This is a genomic window from Lelliottia sp. AC1, assembly GCF_023278595.1.
GTDB classification, from domain to species: Bacteria; Pseudomonadota; Gammaproteobacteria; order Enterobacterales; family Enterobacteriaceae; genus Enterobacter; species Enterobacter nimipressuralis.
Window position 1 is genome coordinate 560,931 of record NZ_CP025699.1, and the last position, 19,268, is coordinate 580,198.

21 protein-coding genes are annotated in these 19,268 nt (G+C 57.0%); 17 read left to right on the forward strand and 4 right to left on the reverse strand.

Features of this window, described 5'->3' with window-relative positions:
* Window positions 1-54: 54 nt before the first annotated feature.
* From ytfQ to C0560_RS02695, 5 genes are all read left to right on the forward strand, one after another.
* Window positions 55-1,011: a galactofuranose ABC transporter substrate-binding protein YtfQ gene (gene ytfQ / locus C0560_RS02675; RefSeq protein ID WP_095284160.1), complete on the forward strand. Its 957-nt coding sequence runs from the start codon at window positions 55-57 to the stop codon at window positions 1,009-1,011.
* Window positions 1,012-1,121: 110 nt separating this feature from the next.
* Complete coding sequence (gene ytfR, locus C0560_RS02680; RefSeq protein WP_100777846.1) at window positions 1,122-2,624, forward strand: galactofuranose ABC transporter, ATP-binding protein YtfR; 1,503 nt, start codon at window positions 1,122-1,124, stop codon at window positions 2,622-2,624.
* A gap of 10 nt (window positions 2,625-2,634) precedes the next feature.
* Window positions 2,635-3,660 (forward strand): galactofuranose ABC transporter, ATP-binding protein YtfT, encoded by a 1,026-nt coding sequence (gene ytfT, locus C0560_RS02685; RefSeq protein WP_129035707.1) that lies wholly within the window; start codon window positions 2,635-2,637, stop codon window positions 3,658-3,660.
* Window positions 3,647-4,648, forward strand: coding sequence for a galactofuranose ABC transporter, permease protein YjfF (yjfF, locus tag C0560_RS02690; RefSeq protein WP_102104469.1), 1,002 nt, complete (start codon window positions 3,647-3,649; stop codon window positions 4,646-4,648). Before ytfT ends, yjfF begins: the two co-directional genes overlap by 14 nt.
* Before the next feature lie 93 nt (window positions 4,649-4,741).
* A complete protein-coding gene (locus tag C0560_RS02695; RefSeq protein WP_102104470.1) occupies window positions 4,742-6,310 on the forward strand; it encodes a methyl-accepting chemotaxis protein in 1,569 nt (522 codons plus the stop codon).
* A 34-nt stretch (window positions 6,311-6,344) separates the two neighbouring features.
* On the opposite strand, the gene C0560_RS02700 is transcribed toward C0560_RS02695, so the two are convergent.
* Both C0560_RS02700 and fbp read right to left on the reverse strand, forming a co-directional pair.
* Window positions 6,345-6,638: a LysR family transcriptional regulator gene (locus tag C0560_RS02700; protein WP_123429591.1), complete on the reverse strand. Its 294-nt coding sequence runs from the start codon at window positions 6,636-6,638 to the stop codon at window positions 6,345-6,347.
* A gap of 148 nt (window positions 6,639-6,786) precedes the next feature.
* Window positions 6,787-7,785, reverse strand: coding sequence for a class 1 fructose-bisphosphatase (fbp, locus tag C0560_RS02705; RefSeq protein WP_100777841.1), 999 nt, complete (start codon window positions 7,783-7,785; stop codon window positions 6,787-6,789).
* 198 nt (window positions 7,786-7,983) lie between these two features.
* On the opposite strand from fbp, the gene mpl reads away from it, so the two are divergent.
* Entirely contained in the window at window positions 7,984-9,360 is a 1,377-nt protein-coding gene (mpl, locus tag C0560_RS02710; RefSeq protein WP_102104471.1) for a UDP-N-acetylmuramate:L-alanyl-gamma-D-glutamyl-meso-diaminopimelate ligase, read from the forward strand.
* A gap of 63 nt (window positions 9,361-9,423) precedes the next feature.
* On the opposite strand, the gene yjgA is transcribed toward mpl, so the two are convergent.
* The gene (yjgA, locus tag C0560_RS02715; protein WP_095280536.1) at window positions 9,424-9,975 is read right to left on the reverse strand and encodes a ribosome biogenesis factor YjgA; all 552 of its coding nucleotides are present in this window, start codon (window positions 9,973-9,975) and stop codon (window positions 9,424-9,426) included.
* Between the two features lie 94 nt (window positions 9,976-10,069).
* Here yjgA and pmbA point away from each other — a divergent pair, with 94 nt between their 5' ends.
* Both pmbA and cybC read left to right on the forward strand, forming a co-directional pair.
* Window positions 10,070-11,422 carry a metalloprotease PmbA gene (gene pmbA, locus C0560_RS02720; RefSeq protein WP_248859573.1) on the forward strand — a complete coding sequence of 451 codons (1,353 nt, stop codon included), beginning with the start codon at window positions 10,070-10,072 and terminating at the stop codon, window positions 11,420-11,422.
* Window positions 11,423-11,523: 101 nt separating this feature from the next.
* Window positions 11,524-11,910 carry a cytochrome b562 gene (gene cybC, locus C0560_RS02725; protein WP_248859575.1) on the forward strand — a complete coding sequence of 129 codons (387 nt, stop codon included), beginning with the start codon at window positions 11,524-11,526 and terminating at the stop codon, window positions 11,908-11,910.
* 69 nt (window positions 11,911-11,979) lie between these two features.
* On the opposite strand, the gene C0560_RS02730 is transcribed toward cybC, so the two are convergent.
* Window positions 11,980-12,135 (reverse strand): Hok/Gef family protein, encoded by a 156-nt coding sequence (locus C0560_RS02730; RefSeq protein WP_100777837.1) that lies wholly within the window; start codon window positions 12,133-12,135, stop codon window positions 11,980-11,982.
* 412 nt (window positions 12,136-12,547) lie between these two features.
* On the opposite strand from C0560_RS02730, the gene C0560_RS02735 reads away from it, so the two are divergent.
* The 9 genes from C0560_RS02735 to C0560_RS02775 all read left to right on the forward strand — a co-directional run bounded on the left by C0560_RS02735 (window position 12,548) and on the right by C0560_RS02775 (window position 19,255).
* Window positions 12,548-12,886, forward strand: coding sequence for a glycine dehydrogenase (locus C0560_RS02735; protein WP_100777836.1), 339 nt, complete (start codon window positions 12,548-12,550; stop codon window positions 12,884-12,886).
* Window positions 12,887-12,897: 11 nt separating this feature from the next.
* Entirely contained in the window at window positions 12,898-13,260 is a 363-nt protein-coding gene (locus C0560_RS02740; RefSeq protein ID WP_100777835.1) for an SFCGS family glycine-rich protein, read from the forward strand.
* 2 nt (window positions 13,261-13,262) lie between these two features.
* Window positions 13,263-13,562, forward strand: coding sequence for a DUF4312 family protein (locus tag C0560_RS02745; protein ID WP_100777834.1), 300 nt, complete (start codon window positions 13,263-13,265; stop codon window positions 13,560-13,562).
* 22 nt (window positions 13,563-13,584) lie between these two features.
* A complete protein-coding gene (locus C0560_RS02750) occupies window positions 13,585-14,361 on the forward strand; it encodes a DUF4311 domain-containing protein (protein WP_095280543.1) in 777 nt (258 codons plus the stop codon).
* Window positions 14,362-14,374: 13 nt separating this feature from the next.
* Window positions 14,375-15,016, forward strand: coding sequence for a DUF4310 family protein (locus tag C0560_RS02755; protein ID WP_095280544.1), 642 nt, complete (start codon window positions 14,375-14,377; stop codon window positions 15,014-15,016).
* Window positions 15,017-15,058: 42 nt separating this feature from the next.
* On the forward strand, window positions 15,059-16,192 hold the full coding sequence (locus tag C0560_RS02760) for an amidohydrolase/deacetylase family metallohydrolase (protein ID WP_100777833.1): 1,134 nt from the start codon (window positions 15,059-15,061) through the stop codon (window positions 16,190-16,192).
* Complete coding sequence (locus C0560_RS02765; RefSeq protein WP_100777832.1) at window positions 16,176-17,294, forward strand: DgaE family pyridoxal phosphate-dependent ammonia lyase; 1,119 nt, start codon at window positions 16,176-16,178, stop codon at window positions 17,292-17,294. Before C0560_RS02760 ends, C0560_RS02765 begins: the two co-directional genes overlap by 17 nt.
* Window positions 17,291-18,031 (forward strand): KDGP aldolase family protein, encoded by a 741-nt coding sequence (locus C0560_RS02770; RefSeq protein WP_107702363.1) that lies wholly within the window; start codon window positions 17,291-17,293, stop codon window positions 18,029-18,031. The genes C0560_RS02765 and C0560_RS02770 overlap by 4 nt, the downstream gene beginning before the upstream one ends.
* A 78-nt stretch (window positions 18,032-18,109) precedes the next feature.
* Window positions 18,110-19,255: a lactonase family protein gene (locus tag C0560_RS02775; RefSeq protein ID WP_248859576.1), complete on the forward strand. Its 1,146-nt coding sequence runs from the start codon at window positions 18,110-18,112 to the stop codon at window positions 19,253-19,255.
* Window positions 19,256-19,268: the final 13 nt, after the last annotated feature.

Genomic DNA, 19,268 nt, shown 5'->3' on the forward strand with positions numbered 1-19,268 from the left:
TTTTTCGCAGAACATCTTTTGACCAACAATAACCTGGGCTACGAGGGCATCATTATGTGGAAGCGCTTACTTCTTGTCACAGCAGTTTCGGCAGCCATGTCGTCTATGGCGATGGCCGCACCATTAACCGTCGGTTTTTCACAGGTTGGCTCGGAATCAGGCTGGCGAGCGGCGGAAACCAATGTCGCGAAAAGCGAAGCCCAAAAGCGCGGCATCACGCTGAAAATCGCCGATGGCCAGCAAAAACAGGAAAACCAGATTAAAGCAGTGCGCTCGTTTATCGCCCAGGGCGTAGACGCCATCTTCATCGCGCCGGTAGTGGCGACGGGCTGGGAACCGGTGCTGAAAGAAGCCAAAGACGCTGAAATTCCCGTATTCCTGCTCGACCGTTCCATTGATGTCAAAGACAAATCTCTCTATATGACCACCGTCACCGCCAACAACGTGCTCGAAGGGCAGCTGATTGGCGACTGGCTGATTAAGCAGGTGGATGGCAAGCCGTGTAACGTCGTCGAACTGCAAGGCACCGTCGGCGCGAGCGTGGCGATTGACCGTAAGAAAGGCTTTGCGGAAGCCATCGCCAAAGCGCCAAACATCAAAATCATCCGTTCTCAGTCCGGCGACTTTACCCGCAGTAAAGGTAAAGAAGTTATGGAGAGCTTCATCAAAGCGGAAAACAACGGCAAAAACATCTGCATGGTTTACGCCCATAACGACGACATGGTGATCGGCGCAATTCAGGCGATCAAAGAAGCGGGCCTGAAGCCGGGCAAAGATATCCTCACCGGCTCTATCGACGGCGTACCGGATATCTACAAAGCGATGATCGACGGCGAAGCGAATGCCAGCGTCGAGCTGACGCCAAACATGGCTGGTCCGGCGTTTGATGCCCTTGAGAAATTCAAGAAAGACGGCACCAAACCCGAACAGCTGACCATCACCAAATCGACCCTCTATCTGCCAGATACGGCGAAAGAAGAGTTAGAGAAGAAGAAAAACATGGGCTACTAAGCCTTTAAGCCAGGAAAAAAGCCGGGTGGCGCTGCGCTTGCCCGGCCTACAGTACACGCTTTTGTAGGCCGGATAAGCGCAGCGTCATTCGGCTTGATGCAGGGGGAACCATGACCGTTGAACAACACCAGGAAATCCTCCGAACCGAAGGATTAAGCAAATTCTTCCCTGGCGTGAAAGCGCTGGATAACGTCGATTTCAGCCTGCGACGCGGTGAGATTATGGCGCTGCTCGGGGAAAACGGCGCCGGGAAATCGACGCTGATCAAGGCCTTAACCGGGGTATATCACGCCGATCGCGGCAGCATCTGGCTGGAAGGCAACGCCATTTCACCGAAAAATACCGCTCACGCTCAGCAGCTGGGCATCGGGACCGTATACCAGGAAGTGAACCTGCTGCCGAACATGTCGGTGGCGGATAACCTGTTTATTGGCCGTGAGCCGCGTCGGTTTGGTCTGCTGCGCCGAAAAGAGATGGAGGCGCGTGCCACCCGGCTGATGGAATCCTACGGTTTCTCCCTCGACGTGCGCGAGCCGCTGAACCGCTTTTCCGTAGCGATGCAGCAGATTGTCGCCATTTGCCGGGCCATCGATCTCTCTGCCAAAGTGCTGATCCTCGATGAACCCACCGCCAGCCTCGATACCCAGGAAGTGGAAATGCTCTTCACCCTGATGCGCCAGCTGCGCGATCAGGGCGTCAGCCTGATCTTCGTCACCCACTTCCTCGATCAGGTCTATCAGGTCAGCGATCGTATTACGGTTCTGCGCAACGGCAGTTTTGTCGGCTGCCGCGACACCCGCGAGCTGCCGCAGATCGAGCTGGTCAAAATGATGCTGGGCCGCGAGCTGGACACCCATGCGCTGCAGCGCGCGGGCCGCACACTGCTGAGCGACAAACCCGTCGCCGCCTTCAAAGATTTCGGCAAAAAAGGGACCATCACACCGTTCGACCTGGAAGTGCGTCCCGGCGAAATTGTCGGTCTGGCGGGCCTGCTGGGGTCCGGTCGCACCGAAACCGCCGAGGTGATCTTCGGCATCAAGCCCGCCGACAGCGGCAGCGCGATGATCAAAGGCAAACCGCAAACCCTGCGATCGCCGCATCAGGCCTCGTGCCTTGGGATCGGTTTTTGCCCGGAAGATCGTAAAACCGACGGCATCATTGCCGCGGCCTCGGTGCGCGAAAATATCGTCCTGGCGCTACAGGCGCAGCGCGGCTGGCTACGGCCCATTCCGAAGCGCGAGCAGATCGCCATCGCCGAACGCTTTATCCGCCAGCTGGGCATTCGCACCCCCAGCCCTGAACAGCCGATTGAGTTTCTCTCCGGCGGTAATCAGCAAAAAGTGTTGCTCTCCCGCTGGCTGCTGACCAAACCGCAGTTCCTGATCCTCGATGAGCCGACGCGCGGTATCGACGTTGGCGCGCACGCGGAAATTATTCGCCTGATCGAAACGCTCTGCGCCGACGGTCTGGCGCTGCTGGTTATCTCATCCGAGCTTGAGGAGCTGGTGGGGTATGCCGATCGCGTGATTATCATGCGCGATCGCAAGCAGGTGGCAGAGATCCCGCTGGATGAACTCTCCGTTCCGGCGATCATGAATGCCATCGCGGCATAAGGAGTCAATCGTGATGTCCCGTTCTCTTCCGAAGCCTGGCGAGTCCAGGCGCCGCTTCAGCTGGCCTACCGGTACGCCGCAAATTGTGGCGCTGCTGCTGGTGCTGGTGGTGGACAGCCTCGTTGCGCCGCACTTTTTCCAGATCATTTTGCAGGATGGGCGGCTGTTCGGTAGCCCCATCGATATCCTAAACCGCGCGGCACCGGTGGCGCTGCTGGCGATCGGTATGACGCTGGTGATTGCCACCGGCGGCATTGATCTCTCTGTGGGGGCGACCATGGCTATCGCCGGCGCGACTGCCGCCTCGATGACGGTCGCCGGGCACAGTCTGCCTGTGGTGATTTTAGCGGCGCTGGGCACCGGGGTGCTGGCGGGGCTGTGGAACGGGGTCCTCGTTTCGCTTCTCAAAATTCAGCCGTTTGTCGCGACCTTAATTTTGATGGTGGCCGGGCGCGGCGTGGCGCAGCTGATTACCTCCGGGCAGATCGTCACCTTTGACTCACCGTCGCTGGCGTGGATCGGCAGCGGCAAGCTGCTGCTGTTCCCGACGCCGGTGATCATTGCGCTGGTCACGCTAATCGTTTTCTGGCTGTTTACCCGCAAAACGGCGCTGGGGATGTTTATCGAAGCGGTTGGGATCAACATTCGCGCCGCGAAAAATGCGGGCGTCAGCACCCGTATGGTGGTGATGCTGACCTATGTGCTGAGCGGTGTCTGCGCGGCGATTGCCGGGATCATCGTCGCCGCCGATATTCGCGGCGCTGATGCCAACAACGCCGGGCTGTGGCTGGAGCTGGACGCCATTCTGGCGGTGGTGATTGGCGGCGGATCGCTGATGGGTGGGCGCTTTAACCTGCTGCTGTCGGTGATTGGCGCGCTGATTATCCAGGGGATGAACACTGGAATTCTGCTTTCGGGCTTCCAGCCGGAGCTGAATCAGGTGGTGAAAGCGGTGGTTGTGCTCTGCGTGCTGATTGTTCAGTCGTCGCGCTTTATTAGCATCATCAAGGGGATTCGCGGCCATGATAAAACGTAATTTACCGCTCATGATCACGCTGGGGGTCTTCGTGCTGGGCTATCTCTACTGCCTGACGCAATTCCCCGGTTTCGCCTCCACGCGCGTGATTTGCAACATTCTGACGGATAACGCCTTTCTCGGGATCATCGCTGTCGGCATGACCTTTGTGATCCTCTCCGGCGGGATCGATCTCTCCGTCGGCTCGGTGATCGCTTTTACTGGCGTGTTCCTCGCCAAAGCGATCGGTTTCTGGGGGATCTCGCCGCTGCTGGCCTTCCCGCTGGTGCTGGCGATGGGCTGCGCGTTTGGTGCGTTCATGGGACTCCTGATCGATGCCCTGAAGATCCCGGCGTTTATCATTACCCTCGCCGGAATGTTCTTCCTGCGCGGCGTGAGCTATCTGGTGTCGGAAGAGTCGATCCCGATTAACCACCCGATCTACGACACGCTCTCAAGCCTGGCGTGGAAAATCCCCGGCGGCGGGCGTCTGAGCGCGATGGGCCTGCTGATGTTAGGCGTGGTGGTGATCGGCATTTTCCTCGCCCATCGCACCCGTTTTGGTAACCAGGTGTACGCCATCGGCGGCAGCGCGACCTCGGCGAATCTGATGGGGATCTCCACCCGCAGCACGACCATTCGTATCTATATGCTCTCGACGGGGCTGGCGACGTTGGCGGGGATTGTCTTCTCCATCTACACCCAGGCGGGCTACGCGCTGGCGGGCGTGGGCGTAGAGCTGGATGCGATCGCATCGGTGGTGATTGGCGGCACGCTGTTGAGTGGCGGCGTGGGGACGGTGCTTGGGACGCTGTTTGGCGTGGCGATCCAGGGGCTTATTCAGACCTACATTAACTTCGACGGCACGCTGAGTTCCTGGTGGACCAAAATCGCGATTGGCATTTTGTTGTTCATCTTTATCGCGCTGCAGCGTGGCCTGACGGTGCTGTGGGAAAACCGCCTCAGCTCGCCTGTGACGCGCGTTAGCACCACACCGCTCAACAGATAACACCCTGAATTTGCTTAAAGTGTAAACTTTTTCCGGTAGCGGTCGATAACCTTTATTTCTGTCCAGAAATATCTCGCTACCGGAAATAACATCATGCTGAAAACGCTATCGATTCGTACCGGCTTGCTTTCGTTACTGGCCGTTATGACCCTTCTGCTGCTGATTGTCAGCGGCATTGGCATTTATGCCCTCACACAGAGTTCCTCTTCTTTACAGCGCATCAATCACCTTCAGGGTGAACAGATGGTGCAGCTCAACGCGGGTTACACGCTGATTTTGCGTGCGCGCAATGAGGCGGGTCAGGCCGTTCGGCTGATGGAGATCGGCATGCTGGATGATGCCGCCAAATCCGTGCAGAACATCAATCGCGAAGTTGCCCAGGCGCAAAAAACGCTGAAAGGGGTGATCGACGGCGGCATTGATAATCCGAAAGGGCAGCAACTGCTGGATAAGGTGGCGGCGAGTTTTGCCACCTATAACGCCGAAGGGATCACCCCGATGGTGGCTGCCCTTAACCAGCAAAGCGCCGATGCCTATTACGATCTGCTGGAGAACAAGCTGATTCCGGTCGCGCGCCAGTTTGATAACGATATGCAGGCGTTCCAGTCGTGGAGCGAAAAGCGCGGGAAATCGGAAGTGAAAGCGGTGCAGTCGAGTAAAAATCGGGTGATGCTGCTGATCGTGATCGCCGCTCTGCTGACCGCCGGGATCATCGTGCTGGCGTGGTTGTCCCTGCGCCATATGCTGCTCAAACCGCTTCTGGCTTCTATCGCCCAGCTTGAACATGTGGCGGCGGGCGATCTGACTCACAGCCTGAACGCGCCGACCAGTCAGGAATTTAACCGCCTGAATGCGGCCATCGAAGAGATGCGCCAGTCGCTGATGGGCTCCGTCATGCGCGTGCGTGATGCCAGCTCGCAGATTGACACGGGCAGCCGGGAACTGACGGCAGGTAACCTGGATCTGGCCCAGCGCACGGAATCCACGGCAACCTCCCTTGAGCAAACGGCGGCCAGCATGGAAGAGATCACCGCCACCGTGAAGCAAAACGCCGATAACGCCGAGCAGGCGCATCAGCTGGCGAAACGCGTCTCGGATACCGCCGATCACGGCAGCGAAATGGTGTGCTATGTGATTGAAAAAATGCGCGATATCTCAGGCAGCTCTGCGCGCATCGCCGACATTCTGAGTGTGATTGACGGCATCGCCTTCCAGACCAATATCCTGGCGCTCAACGCCTCGGTGGAAGCGGCGCGTGCGGGCGAGCAGGGGCGTGGGTTTGCGGTGGTGGCCGGGGAAGTGCGTAATCTTGCCAGCCGAAGCGCCGATGCGGCGAAAGAGATCCGCACCCTCATCAGCGATTCGCAGACTCACGTCAGCGAAGGGAGCGAGCTGGCGCAACAGGCCGGTGAGACGATGGATGAGATTGCAACGGAAGTGCTGCGCATGACCAAACTGATGCGGGAGATCGCCAACGCGTCGCTTGAGCAGAGTCGAGGTATTGAGCAGGTGAATATTGCAGTCAATCAAATGGATGAGACAGCGCAGCAAAATGCCGCGCTGGTACAACAATCTTCCGCCGCGACGCGTTCCCTTGAAGAGCAGTCGCGCGAACTGATTGAAGCGATGTCATCGTTTAAACTGTCGGCGCAAACGGCCTGATAATAATAAACCCTGGCGTATAACGCGTCAGGGTTTACGCTTCCACAGTATTCACCGCGCCAATATTTTCATGAATATCAGCCATTAAATTTTCTAGCGAATTTGTCAATTCTAACGCTTTAGGCGTTGGCTCAAGATATAAGCCTTTACGAATAAATAATGGCTCGTCAAAAAGCTGATTAAAACGCTTCAACGCCAGGCTGACGGCGGGGCGGGACATCTCAAGACGCACAGAGGCTTTCGCCATGCTGCCGCATCGGACAATCTCAATAAAAACGGGAATGAGGTTTAAATCAATACCGGTGTTTGCACGAGAATAATTTTGCATCGCGTCGGGCGCTCCTCTGAATAAATAGTTAACTGTTCAGAATAATGCGCGAGAGGGCGGGAAGATTAAAGCGCCATTTTTATATTCATTTATACGGTAAAATATATAAATGAAAAAAGGGGGAGCAACGCTCCCCATGTTAAAAACGTTATGCGTCCGGGTATTCGCGGATCAGACGCTCAACGTCTTCGACCATATGATCGTTGCCAACAAAGAACGAACGGCGCTGATGCAGGCTTTCCGGGATGATATCCAGAATGCGCTCTTTACCGTCGCTCGCCTTGCCGCCGGCCTGTTCGGCCAGGAACGCCATTGGGTTGCATTCGTACAGCAGGCGCAGTTTCCCTTCCGGGTGGCTGGCGGTGCTTGGGTAGAGATAGATGCCGCCTTTCAGCAGGTTACGGTGGAAATCCGCCACCAGAGAGCCGATGTAGCGCGAGGTGTAGGGGCGCTGGGTTAACTTATCTTCTTCCTGGCAGAACTTGATGTATTTCTTCACACCGTTCGGGAATTTGATGTAGTTACCTTCGTTGATGGAGTAGGTGCTGCCACTCGCAGGGTAACGCATACGCTCCTGGCACAGGCAGAACACGCCCAGTGACGGATCGTATGTAAAGGCGTGAACGCCGCAGCCGGTGGTGTAAACCAGCATGGTGGAAGAGCCGTAAACCACATACCCGGCCGCGACCTGCTTGCTGCCCGGCTGGAGGAAATCTTCTTCAGTGACCGGCGTACCGACCGGGGTCACGCGGCGATAGATAGAGAAAATCGTGCCGACAGAAACGTTAACGTCGATGTTTGAGGAGCCATCCAGCGGGTCCATCAGAACGACATATTTAGCATGCTCGCAGCCTTCGAAAACAACGATTTCATCTTCTTCTTCGGAGGCGATCCCTGCGACGATGTCGCGTGCGCGCAGTGCCGCTTTCAGTTTTTCATTCGCGAACAGATCGAGCTTCTGCTGAACCTCGCCCTGCACGTTTTCGGCACCGCTGGCACCCAGGATATCGACCAGACCGGCCTTGTTGATATCGCGGTGGATGATCTTCGCGCCGAGCTTTATTGCCGACAGCAAAGCAGTGAGCTCACCGGTAGCATGAGAGAACTCGTGCTGCTTTTCGACAATAAATTCACCTAACGTTTTCATAACACTTTCCCTGCATCGTATGTGAGTAAAGCGATCGTATGTTGCGTATAAAGCCTAAAGTCCAACAATCTTAACAAACATTCAAATATTAGCGCAGAGGTGAATCGCGCCAGCAAAATACGGATTTACCTGAAATGCGTTTCTCTGGCGCTGACATGTGAGTAAAATGTGCGCCACACAGAAGAGGGATAGTGACGTATGCGCATTCATATATTGGGGATTTGTGGCACATTCATGGGCGGACTGGCGATGCTGGCGCGCTCTTTAGGCCATGAGGTGACAGGTTCGGACGCCAATGTGTATCCGCCGATGAGCACGTTGCTTGAGAAGCAGGGTATCGACCTGATTTCAGGATATGACGCCAGTCAGCTCGACTCTGAGCCAGACCTGGTGATTATCGGCAACGCCATGACCCGTGGTAATCCGTGTGTGGAAGCGGTGCTGGAACGCAACATTCCATTCATGTCCGGCCCTGAGTGGCTGCATGATTTCGTGCTGCGCGATCGCTGGGTGCTGGCCGTTGCCGGTACGCACGGCAAAACCACCACCGCCGGTATGGCGACCTGGATCTTAGAGGCTTGTGGCTACAAGCCGGGCTTTGTGATCGGCGGCGTACCGGGGAATTTCGACGTCTCCGCGCGTCTGGGCGACAGCCCGTTTTTTGTGATTGAAGCGGACGAATACGACTGCGCGTTCTTTGATAAGCGTTCCAAATTCGTGCATTACTGCCCGCGCACGCTGATCCTCAACAACCTTGAGTTCGATCACGCGGATATCTTTGACGATCTGAAAGCCATTCAGAAACAGTTCCACCACCTGGTGCGTATCGTGCCGGGGCAGGGCCGCATCATCTACCCGGAAAACGACATCAATCTGAAACAGACGATGGCGATGGGCTGCTGGAGCGAGCAGGAGCTGGTGGGCGAGCAGGGCCACTGGCAGGCGAAAAAACTGACCACCGACGCCTCCGAATGGGAAGTGCTGCTGGACGGTGAGAAAGTGGGGGAAGTGAAGTGGGAGCTGGTCGGCGAACACAACATGCATAACGGTTTGATGGCGATTGCCGCCGCGCGTCACGTAGGCGTGCTGCCTGCCGACGCCGCGAATGCGCTCAATTCGTTCATCAACGCCCGTCGTCGTCTCGAACTGCGCGGCGAAGCCAACGGCGTGACCGTGTACGACGATTTCGCCCATCACCCCACGGCGATCCTCGCTACGCTGGCTGCCCTGCGCGGCAAAGTGGGCGGTACGGCGCGTATTCTGGCGGTGCTGGAACCTCGCTCGAACACCATGAAAATGGGGATCTGCAAAGACGATCTCGCGCCGTCGTTAGGGCGTGCGGATGAAGTCTTCCTGCTGCAACCGCAGCATATTCCGTGGCAGGTCGCGGAAGTTGCTGAAGCCTGTGTGCAGCCTGCGCACTGGCATGCGGACGTAGACACGCTGGCCGATATGATCGTGAAAACGGCACAGCCGGGCGATCACATTCTGGTGATGAGTAACGGCGGTTTTGGTGGGATACATCAGAAACTGCTGGATGGTCTGGCGAAGAAAGCAGAAGCGGTAGAGCAGTAGAGTAACCGCTGTCCGGCCTACGGGGACGTAGGCCGGATAAGTGCAGCGTTATCCGGCAATAATTTAACCTTCGTTCTCAGCCAGCTCGCGCAGATACTGGAAAATCAGGCGCGCAGATTTCGGCGGCTTATTCCCTTCTTTCTCTTTCTTCGCGTTACGGATAAGCGAACGTAACTGCTGACGGTCGGCGTCCGGCCACAGGTTCAACACTTCTGCGACTGCGTCGTCGCCATTGTCGACCAGACGGTCGCGGATCTGTTCCAGCTTATGGAACAGCGCAACCTGCTGGTTGTGGCGGTTCTTCAGCTTGTCCAGCGCCTGGCGAATCGGTTCTACATCGCGTTGGCGCAGCATTTTACCGATCAGCTGCAGCTGACGGCGGCGGCCTTCTTTTTTGATTCGTTGGGCCAGTTCAATGGCTCCGCGCAGATCCGGGTCGAGCGGGAGTTTATCCAGCGCGTTTTTACCCAGCTCTACCATTTCCGCACCAAGTTGCTTTAACTCTTCGGCGTCGCGTTTAATTTCACTTTTACTGACCCAGATGATTTCATCATCTTCGTCTTCGATGTCATCACCGGGAACGTCGTCGAGCCAGTCTTCGGGCTGCTTAGTCATGTCAGGCTCCTTAAAAAAGAGGCTAATGTTACCAGTTAAGACGCGCACTGAAAAACGGTTCTCTGTTAGACTTCAGATAACTCCCTCTTACAGTATGGCATTTGCGATGAAAGTAACCTCACAAGTTGAAGCGCAGCGTAAGATTCTTGAAGAAGCGGTATCCACCGCACTGATGCTGGCATCAGGCCAATCCGATGGCGCCGAAGTGGCGGTCAGCAAGACCACGGGCATTAGCGTCAGCACCCGCTTTGGCGAAGTGGAAAACGTTGAATTTAACAGTGACGGCGCGCTGGGGATTACGGTTTATCACCAGAATCGCAAAGGCAGCGCCTCTTCGACGGATTTAAGCCCGGATGCGATCGCCCGTACCGTGCAGGCGGCGCTGGATATTGCGCGCTATACCTCGCCGGACCCGTACGCAGGCGTGGCGGATAAAGAGCTACTGGCGTTTGACGCGCCGGATCTCGACCTGTTCCATCCGGCTGAAGTGACGCCTGACGAAGCCATCGAGTTCGCTGCCCGCGCAGAGCAAGCCTCTCTGAAAGCAGATAAACGCATCACGAATACCGAAGGCGGCAGCTTCAACAGCCACTACGGCATCAAAGTATTCGGCAACAGCCACGGCATGCTGCAGGGCTACTGCTCGACGCGCCATTCGCTCTCCAGCTGCGTGATTGCAGAAGAGAACGGTGACATGGAGCGTGATTACGCCTACACCATTGGCCGCGCGATGGGCGATTTGGAGTCGCCTGAGTGGGTCGGCGAAGAGTGCGCAAAACGCACCCTTTCCCGTTTGTCGCCGCGCAAACTCTCCACCATGAAAGCGCCCGTGATTTTTGCCAATGAAGTGGCAACTGGCCTCTTTGGTCATCTGGTTGGTGCGATTGCAGGTGGCGCGGTGTATCGCAAATCCACCTTCCTGCTCGACGCGCTCGGCACCCAAATCCTGCCGGAATGGCTGACCATCGAAGAGCATCCGCACCAGCTGAAAGGGCTGGCGTCCACGCCGTTCGACAGCGAAGGCGTGCGCACGGAGCGTCGCGATATCATCAAAGACGGCGTGCTGACGCAGTGGCTGCTGACCAACTACTCTGCGCGCAAGCTGGGGCTGAAAAGCACCGGTCACGCGGGCGGTATCCACAACTGGCGCATCGAAGGCCAGGGTCTGAGTTTTGAACAGATGCTGAAGCAGATGGGCACCGGTCTGGTGGTCACCGAGCTGATGGGCCAGGGTGTGAGCGGTATTACCGGGGACTACTCGCGCGGTGCGGCGGGGTTCTGGGTTGAAAATGGTGAAATTCAGTATCCGGTGAGCGAAATTACCATCGCCGGCAACTTAAAAGATATGTGGCGCAATATTGTTACGGTCGGTAACGATATTGAAACGCGCAGCAATATACAGTGTGGTTCAGTGCTGTTGCCGGAGATGAAAATCGCCGGTCAGTAATACCCGTCCTGTTTCGGGCAGCAGGTGCGTGGAGTGCGCGCGTGCCTGCACCCCGAATGCGGCAGGTATGACTTTTTTCATAATAAAAAAGGATGTGAGCAATGTATAAGAGTCTGTTAGCCGTCGTCGTCGCTTCAACGCTGGTCATGAGTTCGGCTGCCTTCTCCGCCGATCTTGAAGACAATATGGATACCCTCAGCACCAATCTGAAAGTGGTGCAAAAAACGGATAATGCGACGGAAATGAAAGACGCATTAACCAAAATGCGCGCCGCCGCGCTCGACGCGCAAAAAGCGACGCCGCCGAAGCTGGAAAACGCGGCTCCCGACAGCGCCGAGATGAAAGATTTCCGCCACGGTTTTGACGTGCTGGTCGGTCAGATCGACGGTGCGCTGAAGCTGGCCAACGAAGGTAAAGTCAAAGAGGTACAGGCCGCGGCTGACGGCTTTGTCACCACCCGCAATGAGTACCACAAAAAGTACCGTTAATTGGGTGCCTGAGCTGTACGCCCATCCTCGTGAAGCGGAGGCATAATCCCTGCCTCCGCATTTAGCTCCTTACTTCCAGGAGCGGCAGTCCATCCGCGCAACTAACTCTAGCGAACCCTGACGAAAACGGATTTCGCAAAGCGTTTTGCGGTTTATCAGAGATAAGATGATTATTGTCAAAGCAACAATCATCAGAGCCCTGATAATCGGTTTCTGCTGCTTCATGGATGCCTCCTTGGCAGCGGGTAAGGCATTACTTCACGTGGTAAGACGTGTTGTTCCAGCCCCGACCCTGATTTAAATTCAGATAGGGGCTTTCCACTTTCCGTCCCATGCATGAGACGGTCAGTCTCAAGCACCCACGCGCACTTTACCGAATCCCCATAAGAAAACCTTATCCAGTTCACATTTCTACGAGCCTGCTCGTAAACTTTTTCGTTCTCTTTCCTGCCGTTTGACCACCGAATAGCGTGACATTCATCACGCAAATCCAGCTGATAATTCATATTCACCGCAATTATGTGGCACAGATCACTGGTGCCGCTCTCCTTTCCACTTCGAAGTGGAAAACAACTCGCTACAAACAAATAACCGCCAGCGTTAGTTTTATCCCAGAGCCATTAACGGGGTAAGACGAGTGATTAACGGAGCGGTAATGAACGACGTTGGGGAACAGGCAGCGCAGACGGCACAGCTCGCCGACACCATGCTGGAGCAGGTATTCACTCTGCTTCGCCATCACAACATCATTCCCAATGACGTCCAGGTTCAGATGCTGACGTCCCACGTTCGCGCAATGGCGCACCGGTCCGTGACCGGCGAGCCGCTGCCGGACGTAGAAGCTGACCTGTTTGACGAAATTTCTGCAGATTCAATGCGGCTTGCCCGCGAAGTGGTCGCGCAGTTTGGCAACCTTCCTGATGAAGAAGCCTGGCTGCTCTCCGTTCACTTCGAAGTCGCGAAAGACAACCTTTAAGGAGCACTACCATGGAACAAATTACTGTTGTGATTGGCGATCGTCTGGGCAAAGGCCAGAAAGTGGCTATCGGCGTTGAAAAAGCAGGCGGACGTGCGGTTGTCGTGCCAGGCGTGGCGGCAGACATGAAACTGGGCGACGTCATGAAAGCGGAAAACGCCACTTTCGGCATCTCTTTCTGCGGCAGCGGCGGCGCGGGTGCAATCACCGCACAGACCAAATATGGCTACAAAGCGAAATACGGCATGCGTTCAGTGGAAGAGGGCGTCACTGCCATTAACGAAGGCTGCAACGTGCTGGGCTTCGGCTTTATGGATAAAGAAGAGCTGGGCGAGCGTCTGGTTCAGGCGTGGCAGAAGAAGCACGGCGCCTGAGCATGAAAGAGCAATTCACCACCACGGTGAGAGTGAAAGGCAAAGGCGAGATGAAATCCCGCGCCTTTGCCGACGCGCTAAACCACGTTCAGGCCGCGGTGATGAAAGCATCGCCGCATATCTTACTGCGTATTGAGCCACAGGATGTGCAGGTTGTTCAGGCGCAAGAAGCGGTGCGTAAGGAAGCTTTTCTGTACTTCTTTTTGCGCCGGGAAAGACGCACCTACAGCGTGGAGCTGGATGTGACCGTCAACGTGACCGCCATCAATCTCGACAAGGTGGACTTTGTCACGCAACGCTGATTCTTACTAATAGGGCAGACTAATGTTCCTGATAATTTTAATAAAATCGCTCATCATCGGCGGCCTGGTTGGCGTCGGCGTGGGCGCCGGGGCTGCACGCATGTTTCATGCGCCTACCACACAGGGTATGGGCGCGTTTCGTACGTTGGGGGAACTGAACTCCTGTGAAGGGGACCCAGCGTCTCACTTCTCCTTTGGTCTGGGGTTCTTCTTTAACGCCTGGGCATCGTCAGTGGCTGCGGGGGCATTCACTCAAGACGTTGACCATCGCATCATCCCGAACTGGGGTGCGGCGGCGCTGATGCTGAAAAACCGCAACGTGGGCGAAACACTGCACGACCCACGCAAAATGGCGATTGCCTGCGGCATCATCGGCATGTTCGTGGTCACCTTCCTTAACCTCACCGCCTCGTCCGTTCCGGCTGCCCTGCAGGTCACCGCCGTGAAGGTGCTGGTTCCGGCAGCGAACCTGCTGGTGAACACCGTGATGCCTGTCATTTTCTGGCTGGCGGCTATCGATGCGGGCAAAAAATCGGGCTTCTGGGCGACCGTGTTTGGCGGCGCAGCGCAGCTGATTATGGGGAACGCCGTACCGGGCCTGGTGCTGGGCATTCTGATCGGTAAGGGCGTTGAAGAGAGCGGCTGGAACCACGTCACCAAAGTGATGATGGTCGCCATCGTGCTGCTGTTCGTTCTGAGCGGCTTCTTCCGCGGCTTCGACATGAAGATGATCGAATCCTTCCATCTGACCGTGCCGAACTGGCTCGATCTGATCCACAGCTCGCTCAGCGGCAAATAACAGGAGCCTCGACATGGAACAGAATAAAGGTTTTTGGTATGCCGACTGGTCGTTTCCGATCTTCGTTGGCCTGCTCTCTTCCGGCGTCTTCGCCGGGACGCACATGTACTACCTGTACGGCATCGGCGCGTTTAACGAAGTGGCTTTCGTGGCGATGCTGAAAGCGGGGATCGACACCGGTGTTTACGGTGCGGTCGCCGCGTTCGGTGCAAGCTTCCTGTTCGCCCGTATCATCGAAGGTTCCCTGGTGGGGATCCTGGATATCGGCGGTGCAATTCAGACCGGCGTGGGCCTCGGCGTTCCGGCGCTGCTGCTGGGCGCGGGGATCATGTTCCCGGTGACCAACTTTATCGCCTCGCTGGCGACCGGCCTGGTGATTGGTCTGGCGATTGGCTACGTGATCATTCTGGCGCGTAAATTCACCATCAATCAGAGCAACTCCACCTACGGGGCTGACGTGATGATGGGCGCGGGTAACGCCTCTGGCCGCTTCCTCGGGCCGTTGATTATTCTCAGCGCTATGACCGCCTCTATTCCGATTGGTATCGGTTCGCTGGTCGGCGCGCTGCTGTTTTACCTCTGGCAGAAGCCGATTACCGGCGGCGCGATCCTCGGCGCCATGATTTTAGGTTCGCTGTTCCCGGTGGCCCTTTAACTCCCACGGGCGCTCACGCGCCCGTCCTTTCAGGAGATACGCATGTTTGATTTACTCCTGCGCCGTGCGCGCCTGACCGACGATACCCTGACCGATATCGCCATCCAGGACGGTAAAATCGCAGCGCTGGGCGAGATTTCCACTCCCGCACACAAAACCGTCGAGCTGAATGGTGAAGTCTTCGTCAGCGCCGGCTGGATTGACTCCCACGTTCACTGCTATCCCAATTCTCCGATCTACCACGATGAGCCAGACAGCGTCGGCATCGCCACGGGCGTGACCTCGGTGGTGGACGCGGGCAGTACCGGCGCAGATGACGTGGACGACTTCTACGAAATTACCCGCAAAGCCTCAACGGAGGTTTTTGCCCTGCTGAACATCTCCCGCGTGGGGCTGATCGCCCAGAACGAACTGGCGAACATGGCCAATATCGACGCCGATGCGGTGAAACAGGCCGTTGCACGCCACCCGGATTTCATCGTCGGCCTGAAAGCGCGCATGAGCAGCAGCGTGGTCGGCGAAAACGGCATTACGCCGCTGGAGCGCGCGAAAGCGATTCAGAAAGAGAACGGCGATCTGCCGCTGATGGTCCACATCGGTAACAATCCACCGAATCTCGACGAGATTGCCGAACTGCTCAGTTCCGGCGACATCATCACCCACTGCTATAACGGCAAACCGAACCGCATTCTGACGCCAGAGGGCGAACTGCGCGCCTCCGTCACCCGTGCGCTCAAGCGCGGCGTGCGACTGGACGTGGGCCACGGTACCGCAAGCTTTAGCTTTGAAGTGGCGAAACGCGCCATCGCGATGGGCATTCTGCCGCACACCATCAGCTCGGACATTTACTGCCGCAACCGTATTAATGGGCCGGTGGGCAGTCTGGCGAGCGTGATGTCGAAATTCCTCGCAATCGGCATGTCGCTTCCGCAGGTGATCGAGTGCGTCACCGCGAACGCCGCCGATGGCCTGCGTCTGGCTCATAAAGGCCGAATTCAGCCGGGTCTGGATGCCGATCTGACGCTGTTCACCGTTAAACGCCAGCCCACGCTGCTGGTGGATGCGGAAAACGACAGCCTGCAGGCTGAACATATTCTGGTGCCGCTTGCCGCGATCCGCGCGGGCAAGGGCTATATGACCGAACAAGGGAGTACGGAAAATGCCTTCGATTTATGAGAAATACAATTTAAAACAGGTGATTAACACCTCAGGCCGCATGACCGCGCTGGGTGTGTCGACGCCGCGCCCGGAAGTGGTGCAGGCGGCGATGGACGGCATGAACCAGTATTTCGAAATGAAAGATCTGGTGAATAAAACCGGGGAGTACATCGCGAAGCTGCTGGACGTGGAAGGGGCGACGGTGGTCTCGTGTGCATCAGCAGGGATTGCCCAATCCGTGGCCGCGGTGCTGGTCAAGGACAGCGACTGGCTGCTGGAAAACCTGCACGTTACGCCGATTGAGAACAACGAAATCGTGCTGCCAAAAGGCCACAACGTCAACTTTGGCGCACCGGTCGGCACCATGGTTGCGCTCGGCGGCGGTAAACTGGTGGAAGCCGGTTATGCCAACGAGTGCTCCGCCGATCAGCTGGCGGCGGCGATCACCCCGCGCACAGCGGCGATCCTCTACATCAAATCACACCACTGTGTGCAGAAAAGCATGCTCAGCGTTGAGCAGGCCGCGGTGGTCGCGCGAAAACACGATCTGCCGCTGATCGTCGATGCGGCGGCCGAAGAAGATCTTCATACCTACTATCGTTCTGGCGCGGATCTGGTGATCTACAGCGGGGCGAAAGCGATCGAAGGGCCAACCAGCGGCCTGGTGATTGGCAAAACCCAGTACGTAGAGTGGGTCAAACGCCAGACAGCGGGTATTGGCCGCGCAATGAAAGTGGGCAAAGAGGGGATTCTGGGCCTGACCTGCGCCATCGAACACTATCTGACGGCGACCAAAGAGAGTGGAGCAGAGATGGTGGCGAAGATGACGCCCTTTATCGATGCGCTGAATACGCTTAACGGCGTCACGGCCCGCGTGGTATGGGACAGCGCTGGCCGCGATATCGCTCGTACCGAAATTAAATTCGATGAAGCCACCACCGGCGTGGGCACCGGTGAGCTGGTCAGTCAGCTCAAGCAGGGCGAATACGCGATCTATTTCCGTGGCTACAAGGCCAACGAAGGGATTATCGAAGCGGATGTGCGCAGCGTCAGCGCCGATCAGCTGAACATTGTTTATCGCCGCATCCGCGAAGTCTTAAGCCAGGAGAAACAAGCATGAAACTGACCCCCAATTTTTATCGTGACCGCGTGTGCCTGAACGTGCTGGCCGGTTCCAAAGCCAACGCCAGCGCGATCTATGAAGCCGCAGAGGGCCATGTGCTGGTGGGTGTGCTCTCCAAAAACTATCCTGATGTGGCGAGTGCCGTTGCTGATATGCGCGAGTATGCAGCGCTGATCGACAACGCTCTCTCCGTCGGACTTGGGGCGGGCGATCCGAACCAGTCGGCGATGGTCAGCGAAATCTCTCGCCAGGTGCAGCCGCAGCACGTCAACCAGGTGTTCACCGGTGTGGCGACCAGCCGCGCACTGCTGGGGCAGAATGCGTCGGTGGTTAACGGACTGGTCTCGCCAACGGGAACCGTCGGGATGGTCAAAATCTCCACCGGCCCGCTGAGCAGCGCGGCACCGGATGGTATCGTCCCGGTTGAGACGGCGATTGCCCTGCTGAAAGATTTCGGCGGCAGCTCCATCAAATACTTCCCGATGGGCGGTCTGAAATGCCGTGACGAATACCAGGCCGTTGCCGAAGCCTGTGCCCGCCACGATTTCTGGCTGGAGCCAACCGGCGGTATCGATCTGGAAAACTTCGAGGAGATCCTGCAGATCGCCCTCGACGCAGGTGTGAGCAAAATCATTCCGCATATTTATAGCTCGATTATCGACAAAGCCAGCGGCGATACCCGTCCTGAGGACGTGCGCACGCTGCTGGAAATGACGAAGACGTTGGTCAAATAGTTCTCGCCGCGCCTGAACCCTCTCCCTTAAGAGAGGGTCGGGGTGAGGGCATCACACCGCACAACACCAGGAGCCGCCATGCACACCCATCACCTGCTCGTCGCTTCACTCTCCCTGCTTGCCACCGCCGCCGTCGCACAACCCCAGTACGCCTGGGTCGGCACCTACAACCCGAACGGCGAAGGGCTGTACCGTTTTACGGTCGATCCCAACAATGGCGCGCTCGGGGAGAAAACCCTCGTGAGCCAGTTACCCAACGCGGCGCAGCTTACGGTTTCGCACGATGGCAAAACCCTCTATCTGGCGAGCGAAGCGGAGAAAGGGGTGATTCAGGCGTTACGCATCGGGGCAAACGGTGAACTGACCGAGCTGAATCAGGTGGCGTCCGGCGGGGCGGGACCTGTGTATGTTTCTCTGACGCCAGAGGGGCGTCATCTGCTGGTGGCGAACTATGTCAGCGGCTCGATTGCGGTGCTGCCCGTGAAGGCTGACGGCAGTCTGGGAGAGGCGACGGACACCCATCAGGATCAGGGTGAACCCGGTGCGGCGAAACCGGAAGCGGCTGTCGAAGGCAGCTTTGCCGTAAGCGATCATAACGGCCCTCACGCCCATATGATCGCCGCCGATCCGAGCGGGAAATACGTTTTTTCGACGGATCTCGGTTTGGATCGGATCTATCAGTACCGTTTTGACAAGCAACGCGGAAAGCTCACCCCAAACGAGCCGCCGTTTATCAACGCCTCGTCCAAAGGCGCCGGGCCGCGCCATTTTGTCTTTACGCCGAAAGGCGATGGCCTGTGGCTGATCAACGAAGAGTCCTCGACCCTGACCTGGTATGCTCTGGATCAGGCCTCCGGCACGCTGAAAGAGGGCAAAACGATCTCTTCCCTGCCGAAAGAGTATAAAGGCACCAGTTTTGCCGCAGGGCTGGCGTTGAGCGCCGATGGCCAGCAGCTGTACGTCGCGAACCGTTTGCATAACAGCATCGCGCACTTTAGGGTAACGGCCGAGGGCACGCTGGTGCATCAGGAGGATGTCTGGACCCGTGGCGATTACCCACGCTCTCTGACCCTGGATAAGCAGGGCCGCTGGCTGTACGTTATGAATCAGCGCAGCGATAACATCACCCGTTTTCGCGTTGCACCCGATGGCAAGCTAAGCTTCGAACCGGACTACACGCCGGTCGGCAGCCCATCACAGATGGTCATTTCAACCGGGCCATGAGCCGTAAGAGGAT